The organism is Streptomyces sp. GSL17-111 (assembly GCF_037911585.1).
Lineage (GTDB): Bacteria > Actinomycetota > Actinomycetes > Streptomycetales > Streptomycetaceae > Streptomyces.
Genome location: NZ_JBAJNS010000001.1, coordinates 4,695,518 through 4,713,980 on the forward strand (window position 1 = coordinate 4,695,518; position 18,463 = coordinate 4,713,980).

The following is an 18,463-nucleotide window of genomic DNA, read 5'->3' on the forward strand; positions in this document are numbered from 1 at the left end:
TGATCACGCGCTCGATGGCGAGGCAGCAGCGGCCCGGGGCTGTCGTTGCGGCGGATCGGCTCTGGCCGTCGGGTCACTGGCGCTTCGCAGGGCAGTGTGTTCAGGCGTCATGACGTGGGCCCCGGATCAGGTGGTGGTCATGCGGCCGCGTCGACGAGGGCTTGGAGCAGGCGCTGGGGGTCTTCGGCGATGCGGTTGCAGACGTAGAGCCACCATTCCGTGCCGAAGACGATGTACTCCCGGGTGGGGTGGCCGCGCTCGGCCATGGCCTGGAGGCGGTCGGGCCCGAGGCCGAGGAGGGTCTCGAACTCCCAAGGATCGGAATCGGTGCCCTTCCCTCCGAGGTGCTGGTCAATGCGGTTGATCAGATCCCAGTCGTGGGTGGCGAAGGAGCACGGATGGCCCGAGTCGGCCAACTGTTGCGCGTACGCGAGATAGGCGGCGGTCAGGGCCGGGGCCTCGCGCCTGTGGGCGATGGCCTCAGATTCGAGGAAGGCGCCCTTGACCAGGCGGATGCGGCCGGGACGGGAAAGCAGCTCCGCCAGGTCGTCTGCGGTGCGATGTAGGCGTGCCTGGACGGTGATGCCCACATGGTCGAACCGCTCGCACAGCTTGCGGTGCAGGGCAAGAACCTCGTCGGTACGGTCGGAGCCTTCAGCCGAGATCACCATCTCCCGCCCGGTGTCGGCGGTGGCCTGGGCGATGCGGGAGGCGTTGGCAAGGGCAAGTTCCGCATCGACGGCCAGGCCGATGTGGGACGAGTCCAGGGAGATCGAGCACCCGGGTGGCAGTAGCCGGGCCGCGGAGAGGAACGTGTCGGTCTCTTCCGTGGCTCGCCGCGGGTCGCGGCAGCTCTCGCCCATGTACTCGACGTTCACGCGGTGGCCGACGGCCAGGACCTGCTGCGCCCGGTCCAGGGCGTCGGGCAGGGTTTCACCGGCCACGTACCGCCGCGCAACTTTGCGGGCCAGAGGGCCGAGGACCGGGTCGCCTGGGACGCGCCACTTCAGCTCCTCGTCGAGCGCGAGCCCACGCAGGACTTGGGCAGCCTGTGACGAGAGGGCGGCGTTGGTGGCGGGGGTCTGCGTGGTCATGCGCTGTGCCTAGCTGTTCGCGGGATGGATGAATGCCTGCGAGCCTGCCAGCCCGGTGCTCCCACCTGAGAGTGGCAGAAACGACAGGTAAGCTGAAATTCCTGCCACCGTTGTAAGAAGGGATCGGGAACCTGTGCTTCGCGACGTCGCCGTCCTGGCCCTCCAGGGTGCCCACGCGTTCGAGCTGGGCGTGTTCTGCGAGGTCTTCGGGATCGACCGCAGCGACGACGCGCTGCCCGTGTACGACTTCGCTCTTGTCTCGGCCACCGGCGACAGCGTGCCGACCCGCCACGGCTTCGAGGTGCGGGCCCGGCACGGCCTGGAGCGGCTGGCCTCGGCGGACCTCATCTGCGTCCCCGCCTACGACCTCGATGTGCGCCAGCCGGACCACCTGACCGAGGAACTGCGGGCTGCTGTGAAGCGTGGCGCTCGGGTCCTGAGCGTCTGTACCGGCGCCTTCCTCCTCGGCGAGGCCGGGCTGCTCGACGAGCGACGCTGCACCACCCACTGGCGCTACACCGACGAACTCGCCCGCCGCCACCCGCGTGCCCGGGTCGAGTCGGACGTGCTCTACGTCGACGAGGACCCGGTCATCACCGGCGCCGGCACCGCCGCCGGCGTCGACACCTGCCTCCACCTCATCCGCAAGGAGCACGGCAGCGCCGTCGCCAACGCAATCGCCCGCCGCATGGTCACACCCCCGCACCGTGACGGCGGCCAGCACCAGTACCGCCAACGCCCCCTCCCCCGGGAGGGGACCGGGTCCCTCGCCCCTGTCCTGGCCTGGGTGGAAGCCAACCTCGACCAGGACCTGACCGTCGACGCAATGGCCTGTCGTGCCCACCTCTCCCCACGGACCTTCGCCCGACGCTTCCGACAGGAGACCGGGACCACGCCGCTGCAATGGCTGACCGGACAGAGGGTCCTGCTCGTGCAGCACCACTTGGAGACCACAGACGACCCAGTAACCGCGATCGCCCACCGCACGGGCTTCGGTACCGTCGACAACCTCCGCCACCACTTCGCCCGACACCTCGGCACGACGCCCCAGGCATACCGGCGGGCGTTCAGAGCCCTGCCCACCAGCCGACGATCCGCGCCCCTCACGGTTTCACAAGGGCCGCGCAATACTGACTGATCGCTGTCCGGTCTTGAGAACAGAACCAGGTCGACAAGCCCGTCACTCACCGTGACTGCACGTCGGTGGCCCAGACGCTGTGCACCGCTCCAGATCGAAGACCCGCATATATGGCGCAGGCGGCGTGCCGTGGACAAGAGCCGTGCCGCCGAAGCCGGTTGTCGGCGGGCTCCCGGGAGCAGGCGGACGGCCTACAGGTCGTCCAGGGCGATCAGGCCGTCCTGGACGGCGCGTGCCACGAGGTGGGCCTTGGTGCGGGCCGGACGCCCCGCGTCGCCGTACTTGTCCCGTATGCGGTCCAGGTAGGTGTTCACGGTCCGGACGGAGATCCCGAGGTCGGCGGCGACCGCCGTCTTGGAGTCGGAGCGGAACCACGTCAGCAGGACGTCCGTCTCGCGCGGGGCGAGGTGCGGCCGACCCGGCCGGGTGGCTCCGCCGAGCAGGGCGGCGAGCGCCGGGGAGGTGTAGCCGGTGCCCTCGGCCGCCGCGAGCGTGGCCGCCACCAGGTGCTGGGCACCCTCGGCCTTGGTGACCAGGGTGTGGGCGCCGAGGTCGAGGCAGGTGACCGCCGCCGCCCGGCTGTCGCTCGGGGCGTACACGATCACCCGACGCCGCTGGGCGACGAGCGCCCGCAGCTCCTCGTAGGCGCAGCGCCCCGGCGACAGGTGCAGGTCCAGCACGACGACGTGCGCCTCGCGGCCCGGCCCGGCGAGGACGGCGGCGAGGTCACGGCCGGTGGCACACACCGTGATGGGCTCGCCGGAGGCCGCGTACCAGGCTTCGAGGCCCGCCAGGACGACGGGGTGGGCGTCGAGCAGAGCGACCCGCACCGTGCCCTCCGACGTCACGACGGGTCGTCACCTCACTGCTGCTGTCGATCCTCGCTTCGGCCAACCTATCGCGGCCCCCGCAGGCCGGGGGAAGCCCTCGTGCGTCGCCGCCCGGGGCGAGCGTCTATGTTGGCGCGGGGCCGTCGAGCGGCCTGAGCGTGGCGAGGCGGGCGGAGAGCGAGTGAGTCGGCACAGAAGACCCAGGGGCGCGGGCCCGGCCTTCGTCGTGGGCGCGGCGGTGGTGCTGGTCCTGGCCGGTGTGCTCACCGCGAGTCTGTGGCCCGACGCCCGCCCCGCCGACAGCGCGGTGCCCTCCGCCGTGGACACCTACCCCCAGCCCGGCGGCGGCGACCCGGCGACCTCGGACGTCTCCGACCCCGCCGCTCCGTCCCCGCAGCCTCCGGCCGCCTCCGAACCGGACTCCTCCGCCTCGCCCTCCCCGTCCGCCGCCACCACCGCGCCGGACGGGACGGAGCCCCGGACGGAGGGGGAGGCGGAGACGGAGGCCGCGCCGACACCCCGCGAGGCCGAGCCACCCGGCGTCCAGGCGGCCGACTCCTCCGACCATGCGGCCGTCCTGGAGGCGACGTCCCGGCGGGCCGGGGTGTGGGTCACGGTCGGTGTCACCAACCACGGCGGTGAGTCGGCCACCTACGAGATCGCCGTCGCGGTGACGGGCCCGGACGGCTACCGGGCCGAGGGCACGTACCACTTCGACGCCCTCGCCCCCGGCGCGTCGACCAGCGCGGGCCGCCAACTCGTCGACGGGGGAGGCCCGGGCGTCCCCGACGACCCCGACGTCACCCTCGTCTCCGTCACCCGCCTCCCGTCCTGAGGTCGGCCGGAAGGTCCGAGCCGGTGGCTACGGTGCGAGTCATGACGACTCCCACGTTCGACGGCGGCGTCAACGTCGCCATGAAGAGCCCCCTGCGACGAGGTCGAGCCCTTCGACGACCCCGCGACCCGGGCGCACTGGGTGCGGAACCCGGCCGGCGTCGTCCATCTCCGTGCCGAACGCGGGTAGTCGGTCGCTGCCCGGCCGGGCAGGCGCGTGCGCCGCGCCGTGGTGGCGGCGCGGCGCACGGACGGGAGCGGGATCAGCCCACCAGGAGGTAGCTGGTGCCCCAGCCGGTCGGGTTGCAGTTGCCCCGGTAGCGGCGGTCGGTGTCGGTGTAGGAGAAGCCGGACGGAATGGTGCAGGCCCAGATCCCGGTGCGGGGCTCGGCGAGCAGGTAGCTGGTGCCCCAGCCGGTGGCGTTGCAGTTGCCCCGGTCGCGGCGGTCGGTGTCCGTGTAGGTGTAGCCGGACGGGACCGTGCACGCCCAGACACCGTCGGCCGGGTCGATGACGTAGTAGCTGGTGCCCCAGCCGGAGGGGTTGCAGGTGCCCCGGTAGCGGCGGTCGGTGTCGCTGTAGGTCTTTCCGGCCGGGACGGTGCACGCCCAGAAGCCGGAGGCGGCCGTGCCGCTCTCCTGTGCCGACGGCGCGGCGGAGGGCGCGGCGGCTGCGGGCGCGGCGGCGAGGCCGCCGAGGGCGAGCGCTGCCGCGCCGGTCGCCGCGGTGATGGCCGTACGGATTCTCGATCGCTTCATGTGACGGACTCCTTGGGCAGTGCGCAGCCACGCGGAGGACCGGCCGGTCGGTGCACCGTTTCCCCCGCCGACTGCGACGGTCATCGGGCACCGGTCATGCTCACATCACGATCCGTGACCGGCAACGGACACCCGACGCCCGCCGTCGCACTCCGGTCATCTTCGGTGAAGGTCCGGTGGGGGAGATCGGCTACGGATGGAGAAGGCGTGAAGCCGGAATATGCCTGCGGAAGGAGCGGTACGGAGCCGGGCGTCCGGCCGTGGCGTGGCCTTGTCCGCCGGGGGAACCGAGGCCGTCAATCTGGCCGAAACAACACGTCGTCAGTGCATGCCCTGTTGACCGCTGTTGCCCGCGTGCTCCAAGCGGCCGACGTCCTCTCGGCTCCCCGGCGGACGGCTCAGCAGGGTGCGGGCGGGCCGTCGTCCCACACCTCCGTCGTGCCCTTCGGCGACGGGTTCGGTGTGCCGTCCGGGCGGACGGTGGCGACGAACCCGAGCCCCTGGGCCGAGACGAGGTCCCGCATGGCGTCGGTCAGTGTCATGGCGGCGGGATCCTTCGGCGGGGGCAGAGCGCGGGGCCGCACCGAGGCTGACGGCGCGTTCCGAGCAACTCCGGTGCAGCTGACGGCTGTTAATCAGCCTACGACGGGCGTCGCCGCACCGCCACGGGGTCGAGCGGTGCGGCGACGCCGGGGTCGGCGGCGGTCAGGTGGTGGTCAGGGCGCGGGTGACGAGGGCGCGGGCCTCGTCCTGGACGTGGGCCAGGTGCTCGGGGCCGCGGAAGGACTCCGCGTACACCTTGTAGACGTCCTCGGTGCCCGAGGGCCGGGCGGCGAACCAGGAGTCGGCGGTACACACCTTGATGCCGCCCAGCGGCGCGTCGTTGCCGGGCGCGTGGGTGAGGACGGAGGTGATCGCGTCGCCCGCGAGGGTGTCGGCGGTGACCTGGCCGGGGGAGAGGCGGCCGAGGGCCGCCTTCTGCTCGCGGGTCGCGGGGGCGTCGACGCGCGCGTAGGCCGGTGCGCCGAAGCGCTCGGTGAGGTGGGCGTACTGCTCGCTGGGCGTGCGTCCGGTGACGGCCAGCATCTCGGCGGCCAGCAGGGCCAGGACGATGCCGTCCTTGTCGGTCGTCCACACCGAGCCGTCGCGGCGCAGGAACGAGGCACCAGCCGACTCCTCGCCGCCGAAGCCGAGCGTGCCGGAGGCCAGGCCGTCCACGAACCACTTGAAGCCGACGGGGACTTCGACCAGCTCCCGGCCGAGGTCCGCCGCGACCCGGTCGATCATCCCGGAGGACACCAGCGTCTTGCCGACGCCCGCCCCCGCGGGCCAGCCCTCGCGGTGCCGGAAGAGGTAGGCGATGGCGGCGGCCAGGTAGTGGTTCGGGTTCATCAGGCCGGCGTCGGGGGTGACGATGCCGTGCCGGTCGGCGTCCGCGTCGTTGCCGGTGGCGATCTGGTACGCGTCGCGCGCCTCGATCAGGGAGGCCATGGCGTAGGGGGAGGAGCAGTCCATGCGGATCCTCCCGTCCCAGTCCAGCGTCATGAAGCGCCAGGTGGGGTCGGTGTGCGGGTTGACGACGGTGAGGTCGAGCCGGTGTTCCTCCGCGATGCGGCCCCAGTAGGCGACCGAGGCGCCGCCGAGCGGGTCGGCGCCGATCCGCACGCCCGCTGCGCGGACGGCGTCCAGGTCGAGGACGGAGGGCAGGTCGCGCACGTAGGAGCCGAGGAAGTCGTACCGGCCGGTGGTCGGCGCGGCCAGCGCGCGGGCCAGGGGCAGCCGCCGCACCTCCTTCAGCCCGCCCGCGACGATCTCGTTCGCCCGCTCCTGGATCCAGCCGGTGGCCTGCGATCCGGCGGGTCCGCCGTGCGGCGGGTTGTACTTGAACCCGCCGTCCGAGGGCGGGTTGTGCGAGGGGGTGACGACGACCCCGTCCGCCCGCCCGGAGGCGCGGCCGCGGTTGTGGGTCAGGACGGCGTGCGAGAGCGCCGGGGTGGGGGTGTACCCGTCGGCCTCGTCGACCAGCAGCGTCACCTCGTTGGCGGCGAACACCTCGGCCGCCGTCGCCCGGGCCGGTTCGGACAGGGCGTGCGTGTCGGCGGCCAGGAACAGCGGCCCGTCGGTGCCCTGCCGGGCCCGGTACTCGCAGATGGCCTGGCTGGTGGCGGCGATGTGGTCCTCGTTGAACGAGCCGGTAAGGGCGGACCCCCGGTGCCCGGAGGTGCCGAAGGTGACGCGTTGCGCCGGGTCGGCCGGGTCGGGGCGCACGGCGTAGTAGGCGGTCACGAGCCGGGCGACGTCGATCAGGTCCTCGGGCCGGGCCGGCCGTCCGGCGTGCTCGTCGGGCATCGGTCACTCCTCCACGTCTCGGGTGCGGCGGGTCCGCGTCGGGGCCGCGTCGGGCGTTCCCGTGCATGATCCCCCGCCGTCCCGCCGCGCACCACGCCGCCCCGCGCCGGCCGGGCCCCGCGCGTGGCGTGCGCGGGGCCCGGGGGCCGGGGGTGGCGGCGGGTCAGGGAGTGTCGTAGCCGAGGGTGTAGGCGCCCGATCCGGAGGCGGCGTGGAGCCGGTAGGTGTAGTAGCCCCGGGGGCCGGTGTGCTGGAGGCTGCCGCCGTCGTCGCCGGTGGCGACCGTCCGCCAGGCCCGGCCGTCCCAGTGCAGGAGGGCGAGGGTGAAGCGGGCGCCGTCAGGGGCGTCCAGGCAGGCGCGGTGGGTGCCGGCGGCGGCGTGGAAGGAGCTGCCGTCGGGCTGGTAGGCCGAGCCCCCGGCGGTGAGGTCGCCGGTGCGGGTGGTCTCGTGCCCGGTGCAGGCCGTGCCGGGGCCGTCGCTGATCTCGGCGCTGATGGCGCGGTCCATGACGTCGAGGCCGACGAGGTTGAAGGGCTTGTTGATGTTGCGCATCAGCGAGTCCTGCGACGGCCGGTAGATGCCGTTCTCGTACTGGTGGCCGCCCTCGAAGGCGCCGATCACGCCACCGTCCGGGGTGGAACGCCCCTGATAGGCGGCCCACTTGGCGCCGGTCGGGTCCGTGGTGACGTTGGGGGCTGCGGGCTCACCTCCGCTGTAGGTGGTGCCGGGCGTCCAGTACTCGTCGGCCAGCCCGCCGACGGAGTGGCCCAGTTCGTGGATGGCGATGCGCCCGGCCTGGTCGTTGCCGCCCGCGACGGTGGCCAGGCTGGGGTAGCCCGCGCCGCCGTACTTGGTGGTGTTGCCGACGGCGAGGATGGCGTCGGCGTCGGGGGCCTGGGCGGCGTAGGACTGGGCCTTGGCCTCGTTCAGGCACAGCAGCCGCTCGATGCCGCCGCAGAAGAAGTGCATGTCGAGCGCGGTGTCCCGGTAGACGCCGCGCTGCGGGTCGTGGTCGACGCCCGACTCGGCGGAGACGACGTTCACCAGCCAGACGTTGACCCCGTCGCGGTGCCGGTCCCAGGGGGCGGTCTCGGCGATCTCGGCCCACTTCTCCTCCGCGTGGCGCCGCAGGGTCGCCGACTCGGCGGCGGTGTAGCCGTCGCCGACGATCACCATGTCGAACCGGCGGTCGGAGAGGCCCGTCTGCTGGATGGGCACCACCTCGGCGGCGGCCGCGGCGTCCCGGTCCCGGGCGCTCGGCGCCTGCTCGGCCTGCCGGGGTATCTCGACGCGGGTGATCGAGCCGTCGGGGGAGAAGACCTCCCGCCACTCCGTGCGGGGCGGCGGTCCGGCGGTCGCCGGGGTGGCGGGCAGGGCCGCGAGCCCGCAGCCGAACACGGTGGCGAGGGCGGTCAGGGACAGGAGCACGGGACGTCGTCGGCGCATGGGCGTCTCCTCGTGGGGGCGGGCGCGGCGCCGGGCACGGCGGTGGGGCCGAGCGGGGCGCACGACACTTAAGCGGGGGGTTAAGTGCACACGTGTGAGCGGTTAAGTTAGCCCTCTGATGGGTCCCTGACAACCCATAAGGCAGGCGCGTGCGACAAGACCGCGACGGCCCCTGGCGCCCCGTCACGGGAGGCGACTTTTCAGCCATTCGACGTCCGTGGCCATCCGGTGGCCATCCCGTGGAGACCCTGCTCGGCGCCGCGTGCCGTCGACCGGGCGCGGGCCCGTTACCGCAGGTCAGAAGCTGCGGCGCTCCCCGCGAGGGAGGACGGGGCAGCGCTGCGGAACCGGAGCCGACCACCCCCGTACCAAAGCTCCCGACAAAGAAAAAGAACGCGTGCCCACTTGCGCGGGGCATACCCGCCCATGAATGCTCATTCGGGTCCGGCGAACATCCGGAGGGGGAACACGTGAGCGCGTCAATCGACCCGATCGCAGACTTACCCGAAGCCGCGAAACTGCGGTTGACCTTTGATCCCGAACAGCTGCAAGCCGATGTGGACCGACTCGGCGCACGAACGTGGGGCACCCAGCGATCCCTGGTGGACGGGGACGGGTTGACGCCGTCCGCGCAGACCGACTGGCGTTGCCTGGCCCTGCGCGCCCCCGGCGGGGACCCCGACCGCACCGACCCGGGCGGTCCCGGTGTCGAGGGGTTCGCCGACACCCCGTGGGCCGCGCACGCGCCGTACCTGACCGAGGTCCTCGCGGCGCTGCCCGCCGAACTGCGCAGCGCCCGTCTGATGTCCCTGGCTCCGGGCGTGACCGTGCCCGAGCACCGCGACACCCCGACCGGGCTGCCGTACGGATTCGTCCGGGTGCACGTGCCGATCCGCACGAACCCGGGCGCCGTCCTGACGATCGACGGCGTGGAGCACCGCTGGCAGCCCGGAACGCTGTGGTACGGGGACTTCAGCCGCCCGCACAGCGTGTCCAACACGGGGGACCGGGCACGGATCCACCTGGTGGTCGACTGCCTGGTCAGCCCGGAACTGCTCGCCCTGTTCCCCGAGGCGTTCCGCAGACGCGTCCCCGTGAGCGAGGTCGCTTACAGCCGCCCCGAGGTGCCGCTGCACGCCTTCGAACTCGCCGACTTCCGCTGTGAGGTCCCGGTCCCTCCCTTCGCGCTGCGCCTGGACGACCAGGCCGGCGAGTCGACCGAACCGGACCTGCCCGCACGCGTGATCGACGACGCGGGGACGCTCGTCCTCCAGGTCGCCGACGGCCCCGGCATCGCCCTGGTGCACGTCGGAGGCGGAGAGTTCCGCTTCCAGGGGTGGACCGAGGAGCGCGGCGTCCGGCTGGACCTCTTCGGCGACTCCCCGCGCGCCGTCTTCTTCACGCGCTGCGGACGCCGCAGACGGCACGTCACCCGCAAGGCCGCGCTCGCACGCTCCTGACGTCCGGCCCTGGGGCACGGCCTGACGCGCGGCCCTGAGGCGCCGCCCTGACGCGCCGTCCGTCCAGCTTCTCTCCCGGTGCGCCCGCAGGACCGTCGGCGCACCCCTTCGACCGCGTGGGAGTTCCGCGCCGTTCCGCACGGTGCGGCCCGCGCCCGCCCACCCACCGCCGCTTCCGAGCGGCTCGGCAGGAGGAGGTCCACCATGCGCTACCTGCACTGAACAGCTCGTCGTACGTAGCCGGCCCGGAGATCCGGAGAGCCGCAGATCCGAAGACCCCGGGAGAGGAGGAGACATCATGCGCTACCTCCACTGATCCACGAGCAGTGGGCGGGCGCCCCCGCCACGACCCGGGGGCGCCCGCCGCCCGTCACGCACGGCAGAAAGGCACGTGATGCACCTGTTCCGCCCGCTGGACGACGCCACCATCCGCGACCCGCACCCGATGTACCACCGCCTGCGCTCGGCCGAACCGGTGCACTGGTACGAGCCGCTGGGCGCCTGGGTCGTCAGCGGATACGAGGACTGCCTGCTCGCGCTGCGCCGCACCGAGACGTTCTCCTCCGACCTGCGGGCGGCCGGTATCGACGTCCCCGACAACCTGCTCAGCATCCAGACCCTCGACCCCCCGGAGCACGGCGGCGTCCACCGCGTCCTCATGGACGCCTACCGCCGCCAGGACTTCGCGGCCATCCGGGCCCGGCTGGAGGACCGCGCCGGTCAGCTGCTGCGCGGACTGCGGGGGCGGGGCGGCTGCGAACTGGTCACGGACTACACCGCGCCGCTGGCCTTCACGGCCGTGGCCGAACTCTTCGGCGTTCCGGACGCCGACGAGAAGAACATCGTCGCCTGGTCGGAGGCCATCGTCGCGGCCATGGACTCGGGCCTCACCCCGGAGGCGGCCGCTCCGGGCACCGCGGCCCGTGACCACCTCAGCGCCCAGATCTCCGACTGGCTCGACCAGCGGCCGCACGGCGGACTTCTCGGAGACCTCCTCCGCGCGCAGTCCGACGCGGCGATCTCCCGCGACATGATCCTCAACACGCTGCGCGCCACACTGCACGCCGGGTACGCCCCCACCAGCAGGTTCGTCGCGGCCTCCGTCCTGTCCCTGCTGCGTGACCCCGCCCGGTGGCAGGAGCTCCGCAGCGGCGGAGTGAGCGAGGCGGCGCTCAGGGAACTGCTGCGCCACTCCGGCCCGGTCCAGGCGGTCTCCCGTGTCTGTGCCTCCGACCACGAACTCGGCGGCCGGACGATCCGGCGGGGGCACGACGTCATCGTGCTGGTCGCCGCCGCCAACCGGGACCCACGGCGGTTCCCGGACCCGGACGCGCTGGACTTCACGCGGGAGCCGAACCACAACCTGGGCTTCGGCTGGGGCGCCCACGCCTGTGCCGGTGCGTCCCTGGCCCGGCTCACCTGCTCCGTGGCCCTGACCACGCTGCTGCGCGACGCCCCCGACCTGTGCCTGGCCGGTGAGCCGGTCCACTGGCGCCACGCGACCCTGCGGGGGCTGCGGGAGCTTCCGGTGAGCGGACTGCCCGGATGAGCCCCCTGGGGTGCGGCACGGCGTCCGACGGGGGGCCCGTGGCTCCGGACGGAAGCCCCGTCGGCCTCTACCGCGCGTTCCCGGCGGGCCGGGAACCGCGGATCATCCACGAGGCCGCCCCCGCCGCCGCCGCGATTCTCGAACTCGGCTGCGGCGCGGGCCGGATCACCCACGAGCTGGCCGCACTCGGCCATCACGTGGTCGCCGTCGACCAGAGCGCCGAGATGCTGGCCCACGTGCGCACCGGAACCCGGATCCACGCGGACGTCGAAGCCCTGGCCCTGCCCGACCGCTTCCCCGTCGTGGTGCTCGGCGGCTATCTCGTGAACACGATCGTCCCCGGCCAGCGGGACGCCTTCCTGGAGACGTGCCACCGGCACGTCACCGGCGACGGGCTCGTCCTGGTCCAGCGCACCTCGCCCACCTGGGCCGCCGCCCTCAAGGCGGGCCAGACCGTCCGCTCCGGCCCGATGGTCGTCACCATCACCGAGGCCCGCCTCGAAGCCGGGGTGCTCCGCGCGGCGCAGGAATGCCGCCACGGCGACACCACCTGGACCCACGCGTGGACCGACGTCGTCCACTCCGACGAGGAGTTCGGGAAGATCGTCGAGGCAGCCGGCTTCGCCCTGGCCCGATGGCTCGACCGGAACCGGGAGTGGGCCGCACTCCGCCCCCTGCCCCACTGAGCGCTCCGGCGCCGGTCACGTCGCGGACCTATCCCGCCCGGTCCGCCGCCGGTCGTCGCGTCGCCCGCCGCGCCGTGCGGGGGCGCATCGACGCGCCGCACCAGGCCAGGGTCAGCAGGCCGAGCGAGCCCACGAGCACGATGACGACGTGCGGTGGCAGGAACTCCGCGACCGCGCCGGCGGCGGCGAACCCCAGCCCCTGGGTGATCATCAGCCCCGCCAGCGTGATGGTCAGCGCCCGTCCGCGCAGCGCCTCGGGGGTCGCGTCGATCACCCGCTGGTCCAGCCCCATCGCGTAGGTGAAGCCGAGACCGCACACCGTCAGCAGAGCGACCGACGCCCACAGGCCGGGGCGGAACGCGAAACCGAGGAGGGGGACGAACATCAGCACGGCGGTCGGCAGCATCATCCGCACCCGGGTCCGTGCGCTGAGCAGGGTCCCGGCGAGCAGTTCGCCGACGACCGAGCCCGCCGGTGCGGCGCACAGCAACAGCCCCACAGCGGCCGAGCCGCCGCCCAACTCGTCCGCGTAGGGGGAGGCCAGGGCCTCGGGGGCGACGGCGAAGGCCGGCGGCAGCCAGGTGAGCAGCAGCAGGGGACGGAGCCCGGGAACCGCCAGCACCTGCCGTACGCCCGCCAGGGAGGCCCGGGCCACCGAACCGCCCGCGTCGCCCTCCGGCTGGCGGGCCGGACGGCGCCGCACGCCGAACCGCAGGAGCAGGACCGCGAGGCCGAACGTCACCGCCGCCGCGAGCAGGGCCTGCGAGGAGGACATCACCAGCAGCAGCAGCCCGCCGACCGCGAAGCCGATGATCTGCGTGCTCTGCGAGACGAGCCGCAGCAGGGAGCGGCCGAGCGCGTACCCGGACCCGGACAGCAGGTCCGGCAGGCTCGCCGCGCGGGCGCCCTGGAACACCGGGGCGACGGTGCCGAGCACCAGCAGCAGGGCGAGCAGGACGGGAATGGGCATGCCGGGGAGCGCCATGACGCCGACCACCACGCAACTGACCGCCTGGCACGCCACCATGACGTCCCGGGCGGGACGCCGGTCGGCCACGGCCGACAGCAGGGTCGCCCCGAAGACGTAGGGGGCGAAGCCCAGCGCGAACGTCAACGAGGAGAGCAGCGGCGACCGCGTCCGCTCGTAGACCATGATCGAGAGCGTGATCTGTGCGACGACGTTCCCCAGCGTCGCGATCACCTGCGCGAGGAAGACCATGCGGAACTCGCGGACCGCCAGGACCGAACGGTACGTCGCCGGCGCGAGGGGGGCGGACGCGAGGGAGGCGGCGGGGTCGCTCTGCTGAGACATGGGACGCAGCATCCTGATCACCCCGGTACGGGTTCAATGGATTCGGGAATAGCCGAAACCACCGGCCCGTCGCGGCCGGAAGAGACCCGGAAGAGACCCGTGAGAAACGAGGTGCGGTCATGGCGGTGCAGCTGCTCGTGGAGACGGCCGACCTGCTGAAGTGCCGCTTCGCGCGCTCCCCCCTGTGGGAGACCGTCGCCGCCGTACGGACCCTCGCCGACCCCCGCCGCCAGGCCTACCACCAGCCCTGGCTGAGGAAGCTGCGGCCCGAGCTCGACGAGGAGCAACTCGCCCCGCTGCTGGCCCTCCTGCCCCGCGCCGGGTACACACCGGACTTCCTCACCCCGCCCCCGACCGGCCCGCTCGCGGAGATCGAGGACGAGCTGGCCCGGGTGGCGCGGACCCCCCTCACCCACGTGCGGCGGGAACTCCACCGCTGCCTCCACGGGGCCGAACGCGCGACGCCTCCCCTCCCCGAGATCGCCGAACGTCTCCTCGCCGACCCCGCCCGCACGCTCGCCCGGCTCGTCACGCTCATCCGCAGCTGCTGGAACTGGCTCATCGCCCCGCAGTGGCCCCAGCTCCGGGACCTGCTCGACGCGGACATCGCCGTCAGGTCCCGTCAACTGGCCGAGGGCGGACTCCTGCGCACACTCACCGAGTTACACCCCACCCTCACCTGGAACGAACTCGGCGCGCTCCACATCGCCGCGCCCCACCAGACCCGCCACCCCCTCGGCGGCCAGGGCCTCCTGCTCCTGCCGAGCGCCTTCGTGTGGCCGGCGCTCACGGTGGTCGTCGAAGCGCCCTGGCAGCCGACCCTGATCTACCCCGCGCGCGGAGTCGGGGACCTCTGGCACCCCTCGCCCCGCCCGTCGGCCCCCCGCAGCCTCCAGCGCCTCATCGGACGGACCCGCGCCGGCGTGCTGACCAGCCTGCGCCGGCCCGCCTCGACCAGCTCCCTGGCCCGCGACCTCGGCCTGAGCCCCGCCACCGTCTCCGGACACCTCACCGCGCTCCGCGACGCGGACCTGGTGACGCGCTACCGCGTGGGCCGCACGGTGTACTACGTGTCCTCCCCGCTGGGCACGGCACTGACCGGCCTGCCACCCACCCACCCGACACCGCCGGACACCCACAGCTGACCCCCGGTGGCCCACCGCCCCCGCCCAGCCGCCCAGCCGGGGCGGAGGGCCGGTCAGAACGGGCGGGCCGGGGCCGGGCCGAGCGTCGTCGTGCCGGGGGCCGCGCGGTGGCCGAGGCCGGTGCGGTACGCGTCCAGCGCCGCCTCCGGCCGACCCGTCCGCCGCAGCAGGTCGCCCAGCAGCCGGCAGACGTCCGCCAGGTCCCCGGCCGCGCCCGCCCGTTCCAGCAGCCCCATCGCCGTGACGTAGTGCCGCTCGGCGCCCTCCACGTCGTCCCGTCCCTCCGCCACCAGGCCCAGCAGCCGGTGCGCGCCCGCCTCGTGCACGGCGCCGCGCTCCGGGCCGAGCCCCGACAGCAGCTCCCGCAGCAACGTCTCGGCCTCCGCGTCCTTGCCCCGGCGGTGCAGCACGTCCGCCAGCTCCACGCCCACCTGATGCGCGTAGAGCGGCGCCCGCCGCGACGCCAGCATGTCCCGCGCCGTGCGGTAGGCGTCCTCCGCCCGCGCCAGATCGCCGGACTGCGCGAAGACGTACCCGCGCATCCAGTGGCAGTGCGCCAACTCGGTGCGGATCTGCAGCTGCTGGTAGGCGTCCGCCGCCTTCACCAGCGCCGCGTCCGCCTCCGCCGCCCGGCCCTCGGCGATCAGCGTCCGCGCCACGCCCCGGTGCATCTGCGCCACCAGCGCCGGATCGGACACCTCCGGCGCCAGCGCCAGCGCCAGCTCCGCCGCCTGCGCGGCCCGCGCGTGCGCCCCCAGATCCATGTAGGGCGCGATGATCGCCGTGTACAGCAGCACCAGCGCCTCCGGGTCGCGCAGCCCCGAGGCGTTCAGCTCGTCCAGCGCCGTCTCCAACAGGTAGCAGGCGTAGCGCAGCTCACCGGCCAGCAGATGCGTCAACGCCCGCCCGCGCAGCGCCGGGACGCGGCGCGGCAACGTCGCCCCCGCCTCCACCAGCAGCCCCTCGGCCGCCTCGAAGAGGCCGCGCGCCGCCACCAGGTCACCGCCCTCCACCGCGCACTGCCCGCGCCCCACCAGCGCGGCGGCCCGCTCGGCCGCCAGCCCGTGCCGCCGGGCGTCCTCCTCCACCGCCGCGTACCGGGACGCGGCCTGCGCCGGGTCCGCCGTCGCCAGGACGCGCTGCGCCTCGGTCAGCCGCAGTCGCAGCTCGGTGGCCAGGTGGGCGGGCCGCCCGCTGGTCAGCTCGTCCGGCGTGGTGCCCAGCCGCTCGGCGATGTGCCGCAGCGCCCGCTCGGACGGCTGCGCCTTGCCCGCCTCCACGGTCGAGATGTACGCCGCCGTGTACGCGGGCTCCGCGACCTCCCGCTGCGTCAGCCCCCGGGCCGTCCGCAGCCGGTGCACCCGCCGCCCCAGCGCCCCCGGCCCGCCCCCGTCGCCGGCCCCGTTCGCGGCCCCGGCCCCGTTCCCGCCGGCGGAACCGTCGACGGCTCGCCGTCCCCCTCGGCCCACCGGGCCGGACGTTCGCGTCTCTGCCATGGGCTTACGGTAGACAGCCGGTCAACCCCGCCCCACCCCGGGTGAACCCGCGCCCTCGCCACCCCCTCGCCGCCCGGCCGACGCTGCGCCCCACCGAACTGCGTGACAGCGTCCTGTGGACCCCCGGCCCCCTCGACCGGCTCGACTTCCTCCACCGCTTCGCCGACCGCTTCGGCCTCCACCACCGGGCCACCGGGCTCAACCTCGGCCTCGACCACTTCCTCACCGAACTCGCACAGGACCCGCACCGCGTCTCGCTGCTCCCCGCCGACGTCCCCCTGCCCGACGTCCTCGACCTGCGCACCGTCCCCCTGACCGACCCCACGCCCCTGTACGCCTGGTCCCTGCTGTGGCGCACGGAACACCACCACCCCGGGCTGGAGGAGCTGACCGCCGCCTGCGCGGCCGAGGCCGGGCGGAGCCGGTGGCTGGAGTACGACCCGGCCCGCGACTGGCTGCCCCCGCCCCCGACCCCGCAGGTCGAACCTGCGACCCCGGCGCACGGACGCCCCACCCCGCCCCGCCCCTGAGGAGTGGCGCCGCCCACACGCGCCGGGAGGCGCTCGCGGCCCTGCAGTAGGTTGGAATTCATGTCCCCGCGCGTTTCGCCCCCGGCAGATTTCGAGGCCGTCTTCCACGCCTCGGTCTCACCGCTGCTCGTCCTCGACACCGAGCTGGTGATCACGGACGTCAACCGCTCCTACGCGGCCGTGACCATGCGCGAGCGCGAGGAACTGATCGGAGTGCCGGTCTTCAAGGCGTTCCCGGACAACCCCCACGACCCGGAGGCCGACGGCATGGCCAACCTCCAGGACTCCTTCCGCCGCGTCATGAGTGCGCGCACCCCGCACACCATGGACGTCCAGAAGTACGACATCCCCCACCAGGCCAGCCCCACCGGCTTCCAGGAGAGATTCTGGAGCCCGGTGAACAGCCCCCTCCTCGACCCGGACGGGCAGCTCCTCGGCCTCCTGCACCACGTGGAGGACGTCACCCTCTTCCACGAGGAGCTGCGGCGCGTCAGCCGCGCCTACGAACGCATCGACACCCCCACCGCCCGCGCCCACAGCGCGGTGGCCCAGCGCGCCTACGCCCACCACCTGGCCCGGCGGGCGCAGGCCACGCGCGACCGCCGCGAGATCGCGGAGCTGAAGGCGGAGGTCGACCAGCTCCGCGAGGCCCTGCACTCCCGCGCGACCATCGACCAGGCCATGGGCATCGTCCAGGCCGAACGCCGCTGCGCCCCCGAGGACGCCTTCCAGGTCCTCGTCACGCTCTCCCAGCGCACCAACACCAAGCTGCGCGACGTCGCCGCCGCCCTCGTCCGTCTCGCCGAGGACAATCCGCCCGGCCCCCTCGTACCGGACCCCGAAAACGGCTGAGCCGCCCGGCCCCTCCTCCGGGCGGCCCAGCCGCACCGCCGTCCCCCTCCGGGACGGCGGGTCACCCGGAGCGGCCCACCTCCGGCCTGAGGGAGGTGGGACGCCCCGGGACCGGCGCCGCTGACCCGGCGCCGGCTGCCTCAGCTCACCCCGCGCGCCACAGGGCGGGCACGTTCGGCGGCTCCCAGCCGACCTGCGCCGTGTGTGCCTGGAGGCAGACATACCCGGAGCCGCCGTAGGTCACCCGGTCACCGGACCGGTACGCCGAGCCCGCCTTCCACGTGCCGCCGGGCGGGTCCGTGGGCGGATCGCTCGGGTCCGGGTCCTGCGGCACGTTGAGCACGAAGTCGAAGTCCGCCTCCCGGCCCCCGCCCACACTGCGCACGGCCATCAGCAGCCGGGGGTCGTAGAGGGAGTCCGTGTTGTTGCGCGGCTCCCCGGGGAAGTACAGCTGCGTCGTCAGGATCGGACGGCCCGGCGCCTGCACCTTCACGTGGATGTGTCGCGTGCGCCCCGGATACAGGCCCGGCACGATCGTCGTCAGGCTGAACCGGCCCTGGGCGTCCGAGAACTGGTGCCCCCGGAAGCGGAAGCCCACGTTGTCGTACGCGCCGTTGTTGTCCGCCTGCCAGAAGTCCAGCAGCGCCCCGGACACCGGACGGCAGGCCAGCCCGAACACGTACCCCGTCACCGTCAGCCGGGTCCCCGGCGTGCCCGCGTCCACCAGCGACGTCCGGCGCGGCGAGTTCGGCTTGAAGTACGGCCCCTCCATCTGCGGCGGCGTCGGGTCGTCCCCGTCGTCGCACATCGGCGTCAGCTCGGGGGTGCCGTCCGTCCGCGTGGTCAGCGTCCTGGCGAGCGCCGGCCCACCCGCCAGCACCGCCGGCGCGGCCACACCCACCGCCAGCGCCGCGCGCAGCACCGTCTTCCGGCTCGGGTGACGGGCACCCGTCCGCTGCTCGCCGCGGTCTTCGTCGTCCATG

The 18,463-nt window shown here is 73.9% G+C and carries 17 protein-coding genes; 8 read left to right on the forward strand and 9 right to left on the reverse strand.

Annotation, left to right across the window (positions count from 1 at the left end; genetic code table 11):
- Positions 1-137 precede the first annotated feature (137 nt).
- Positions 138-1,094 (reverse strand): proline dehydrogenase family protein, encoded by a 957-nt coding sequence (locus V6D49_RS20940; RefSeq protein ID WP_340561882.1) that lies wholly within the window; start codon positions 1,092-1,094, stop codon positions 138-140.
- 133 nt (positions 1,095-1,227) lie between these two features.
- Between V6D49_RS20940 and V6D49_RS20945 the strand changes: the two genes are divergently transcribed.
- Positions 1,228-2,232, forward strand: coding sequence for a GlxA family transcriptional regulator (locus V6D49_RS20945; protein WP_340561884.1), 1,005 nt, complete (start codon positions 1,228-1,230; stop codon positions 2,230-2,232).
- 191 nt (positions 2,233-2,423) lie between these two features.
- On the opposite strand, the gene V6D49_RS20950 is transcribed toward V6D49_RS20945, so the two are convergent.
- Complete coding sequence (locus V6D49_RS20950; RefSeq protein ID WP_340561886.1) at positions 2,424-3,080, reverse strand: response regulator transcription factor; 657 nt, start codon at positions 3,078-3,080, stop codon at positions 2,424-2,426.
- A 163-nt stretch (positions 3,081-3,243) separates the two neighbouring features.
- Between V6D49_RS20950 and V6D49_RS20955 the strand changes: the two genes are divergently transcribed.
- Positions 3,244-3,897 carry a hypothetical protein gene (locus V6D49_RS20955; protein ID WP_340561888.1) on the forward strand — a complete coding sequence of 218 codons (654 nt, stop codon included), beginning with the start codon at positions 3,244-3,246 and terminating at the stop codon, positions 3,895-3,897.
- A 262-nt stretch (positions 3,898-4,159) separates the two neighbouring features.
- Here the strand turns inward: V6D49_RS20955 and V6D49_RS20960 are convergent, their stop codons facing one another.
- The 4 genes from V6D49_RS20960 to V6D49_RS20975 all read right to left on the reverse strand — a co-directional run bounded on the left by V6D49_RS20960 (position 4,160) and on the right by V6D49_RS20975 (position 8,450).
- Complete coding sequence (locus tag V6D49_RS20960) at positions 4,160-4,654, reverse strand: hypothetical protein (RefSeq protein ID WP_340561890.1); 495 nt, start codon at positions 4,652-4,654, stop codon at positions 4,160-4,162.
- Positions 4,655-5,052: 398 nt separating this feature from the next.
- A complete protein-coding gene (locus V6D49_RS20965; protein ID WP_340561892.1) occupies positions 5,053-5,196 on the reverse strand; it encodes a pyridoxamine 5'-phosphate oxidase family protein in 144 nt (47 codons plus the stop codon).
- Between the two features lie 163 nt (positions 5,197-5,359).
- Positions 5,360-7,003, reverse strand: coding sequence for a phosphoglucomutase (alpha-D-glucose-1,6-bisphosphate-dependent) (gene pgm / locus V6D49_RS20970; RefSeq protein ID WP_340561894.1), 1,644 nt, complete (start codon positions 7,001-7,003; stop codon positions 5,360-5,362).
- A 163-nt stretch (positions 7,004-7,166) separates the two neighbouring features.
- Complete coding sequence (locus V6D49_RS20975) at positions 7,167-8,450, reverse strand: M64 family metallopeptidase (RefSeq protein ID WP_340561896.1); 1,284 nt, start codon at positions 8,448-8,450, stop codon at positions 7,167-7,169.
- 602 nt (positions 8,451-9,052) lie between these two features.
- Here V6D49_RS20975 and V6D49_RS20980 point away from each other — a divergent pair.
- From V6D49_RS20980 to V6D49_RS20990, 3 genes are all read left to right on the forward strand, one after another.
- Positions 9,053-9,910 (forward strand): aspartyl/asparaginyl beta-hydroxylase domain-containing protein, encoded by an 858-nt coding sequence (locus tag V6D49_RS20980; protein ID WP_340561897.1) that lies wholly within the window; start codon positions 9,053-9,055, stop codon positions 9,908-9,910.
- Between the two features lie 394 nt (positions 9,911-10,304).
- Positions 10,305-11,459, forward strand: coding sequence for a cytochrome P450 (locus V6D49_RS20985; RefSeq protein ID WP_340561899.1), 1,155 nt, complete (start codon positions 10,305-10,307; stop codon positions 11,457-11,459).
- A 38-nt stretch (positions 11,460-11,497) separates the two neighbouring features.
- Positions 11,498-12,145 (forward strand): class I SAM-dependent methyltransferase, encoded by a 648-nt coding sequence (locus V6D49_RS20990; protein WP_340561901.1) that lies wholly within the window; start codon positions 11,498-11,500, stop codon positions 12,143-12,145.
- Positions 12,146-12,173: 28 nt separating this feature from the next.
- On the opposite strand, the gene V6D49_RS20995 is transcribed toward V6D49_RS20990, so the two are convergent.
- Complete coding sequence (locus tag V6D49_RS20995; protein ID WP_340561903.1) at positions 12,174-13,457, reverse strand: MFS transporter; 1,284 nt, start codon at positions 13,455-13,457, stop codon at positions 12,174-12,176.
- 119 nt (positions 13,458-13,576) lie between these two features.
- Here V6D49_RS20995 and V6D49_RS21000 point away from each other — a divergent pair, with 119 nt between their 5' ends.
- A complete protein-coding gene (locus tag V6D49_RS21000; protein WP_340561905.1) occupies positions 13,577-14,602 on the forward strand; it encodes an ArsR/SmtB family transcription factor in 1,026 nt (341 codons plus the stop codon).
- A gap of 53 nt (positions 14,603-14,655) precedes the next feature.
- Here V6D49_RS21000 and V6D49_RS21005 read toward each other — a convergent pair whose 3' ends face one another.
- Positions 14,656-16,098: a helix-turn-helix domain-containing protein gene (locus V6D49_RS21005; RefSeq protein ID WP_340561907.1), complete on the reverse strand. Its 1,443-nt coding sequence runs from the start codon at positions 16,096-16,098 to the stop codon at positions 14,656-14,658.
- A 41-nt stretch (positions 16,099-16,139) separates the two neighbouring features.
- Between V6D49_RS21005 and V6D49_RS21010 the strand changes: the two genes are divergently transcribed.
- Positions 16,140-16,628, forward strand: coding sequence for a hypothetical protein (locus V6D49_RS21010; RefSeq protein ID WP_340561909.1), 489 nt, complete (start codon positions 16,140-16,142; stop codon positions 16,626-16,628).
- 60 nt (positions 16,629-16,688) lie between these two features.
- Positions 16,689-17,480 (forward strand): ANTAR domain-containing protein, encoded by a 792-nt coding sequence (locus V6D49_RS21015; RefSeq protein ID WP_340561911.1) that lies wholly within the window; start codon positions 16,689-16,691, stop codon positions 17,478-17,480.
- A 145-nt stretch (positions 17,481-17,625) separates the two neighbouring features.
- Here the strand turns inward: V6D49_RS21015 and V6D49_RS21020 are convergent, their stop codons facing one another.
- A complete protein-coding gene (locus tag V6D49_RS21020; RefSeq protein WP_340561913.1) occupies positions 17,626-18,462 on the reverse strand; it encodes a dioxygenase family protein in 837 nt (278 codons plus the stop codon).
- Between the last annotated feature and the right edge of the window lies 1 nt (position 18,463).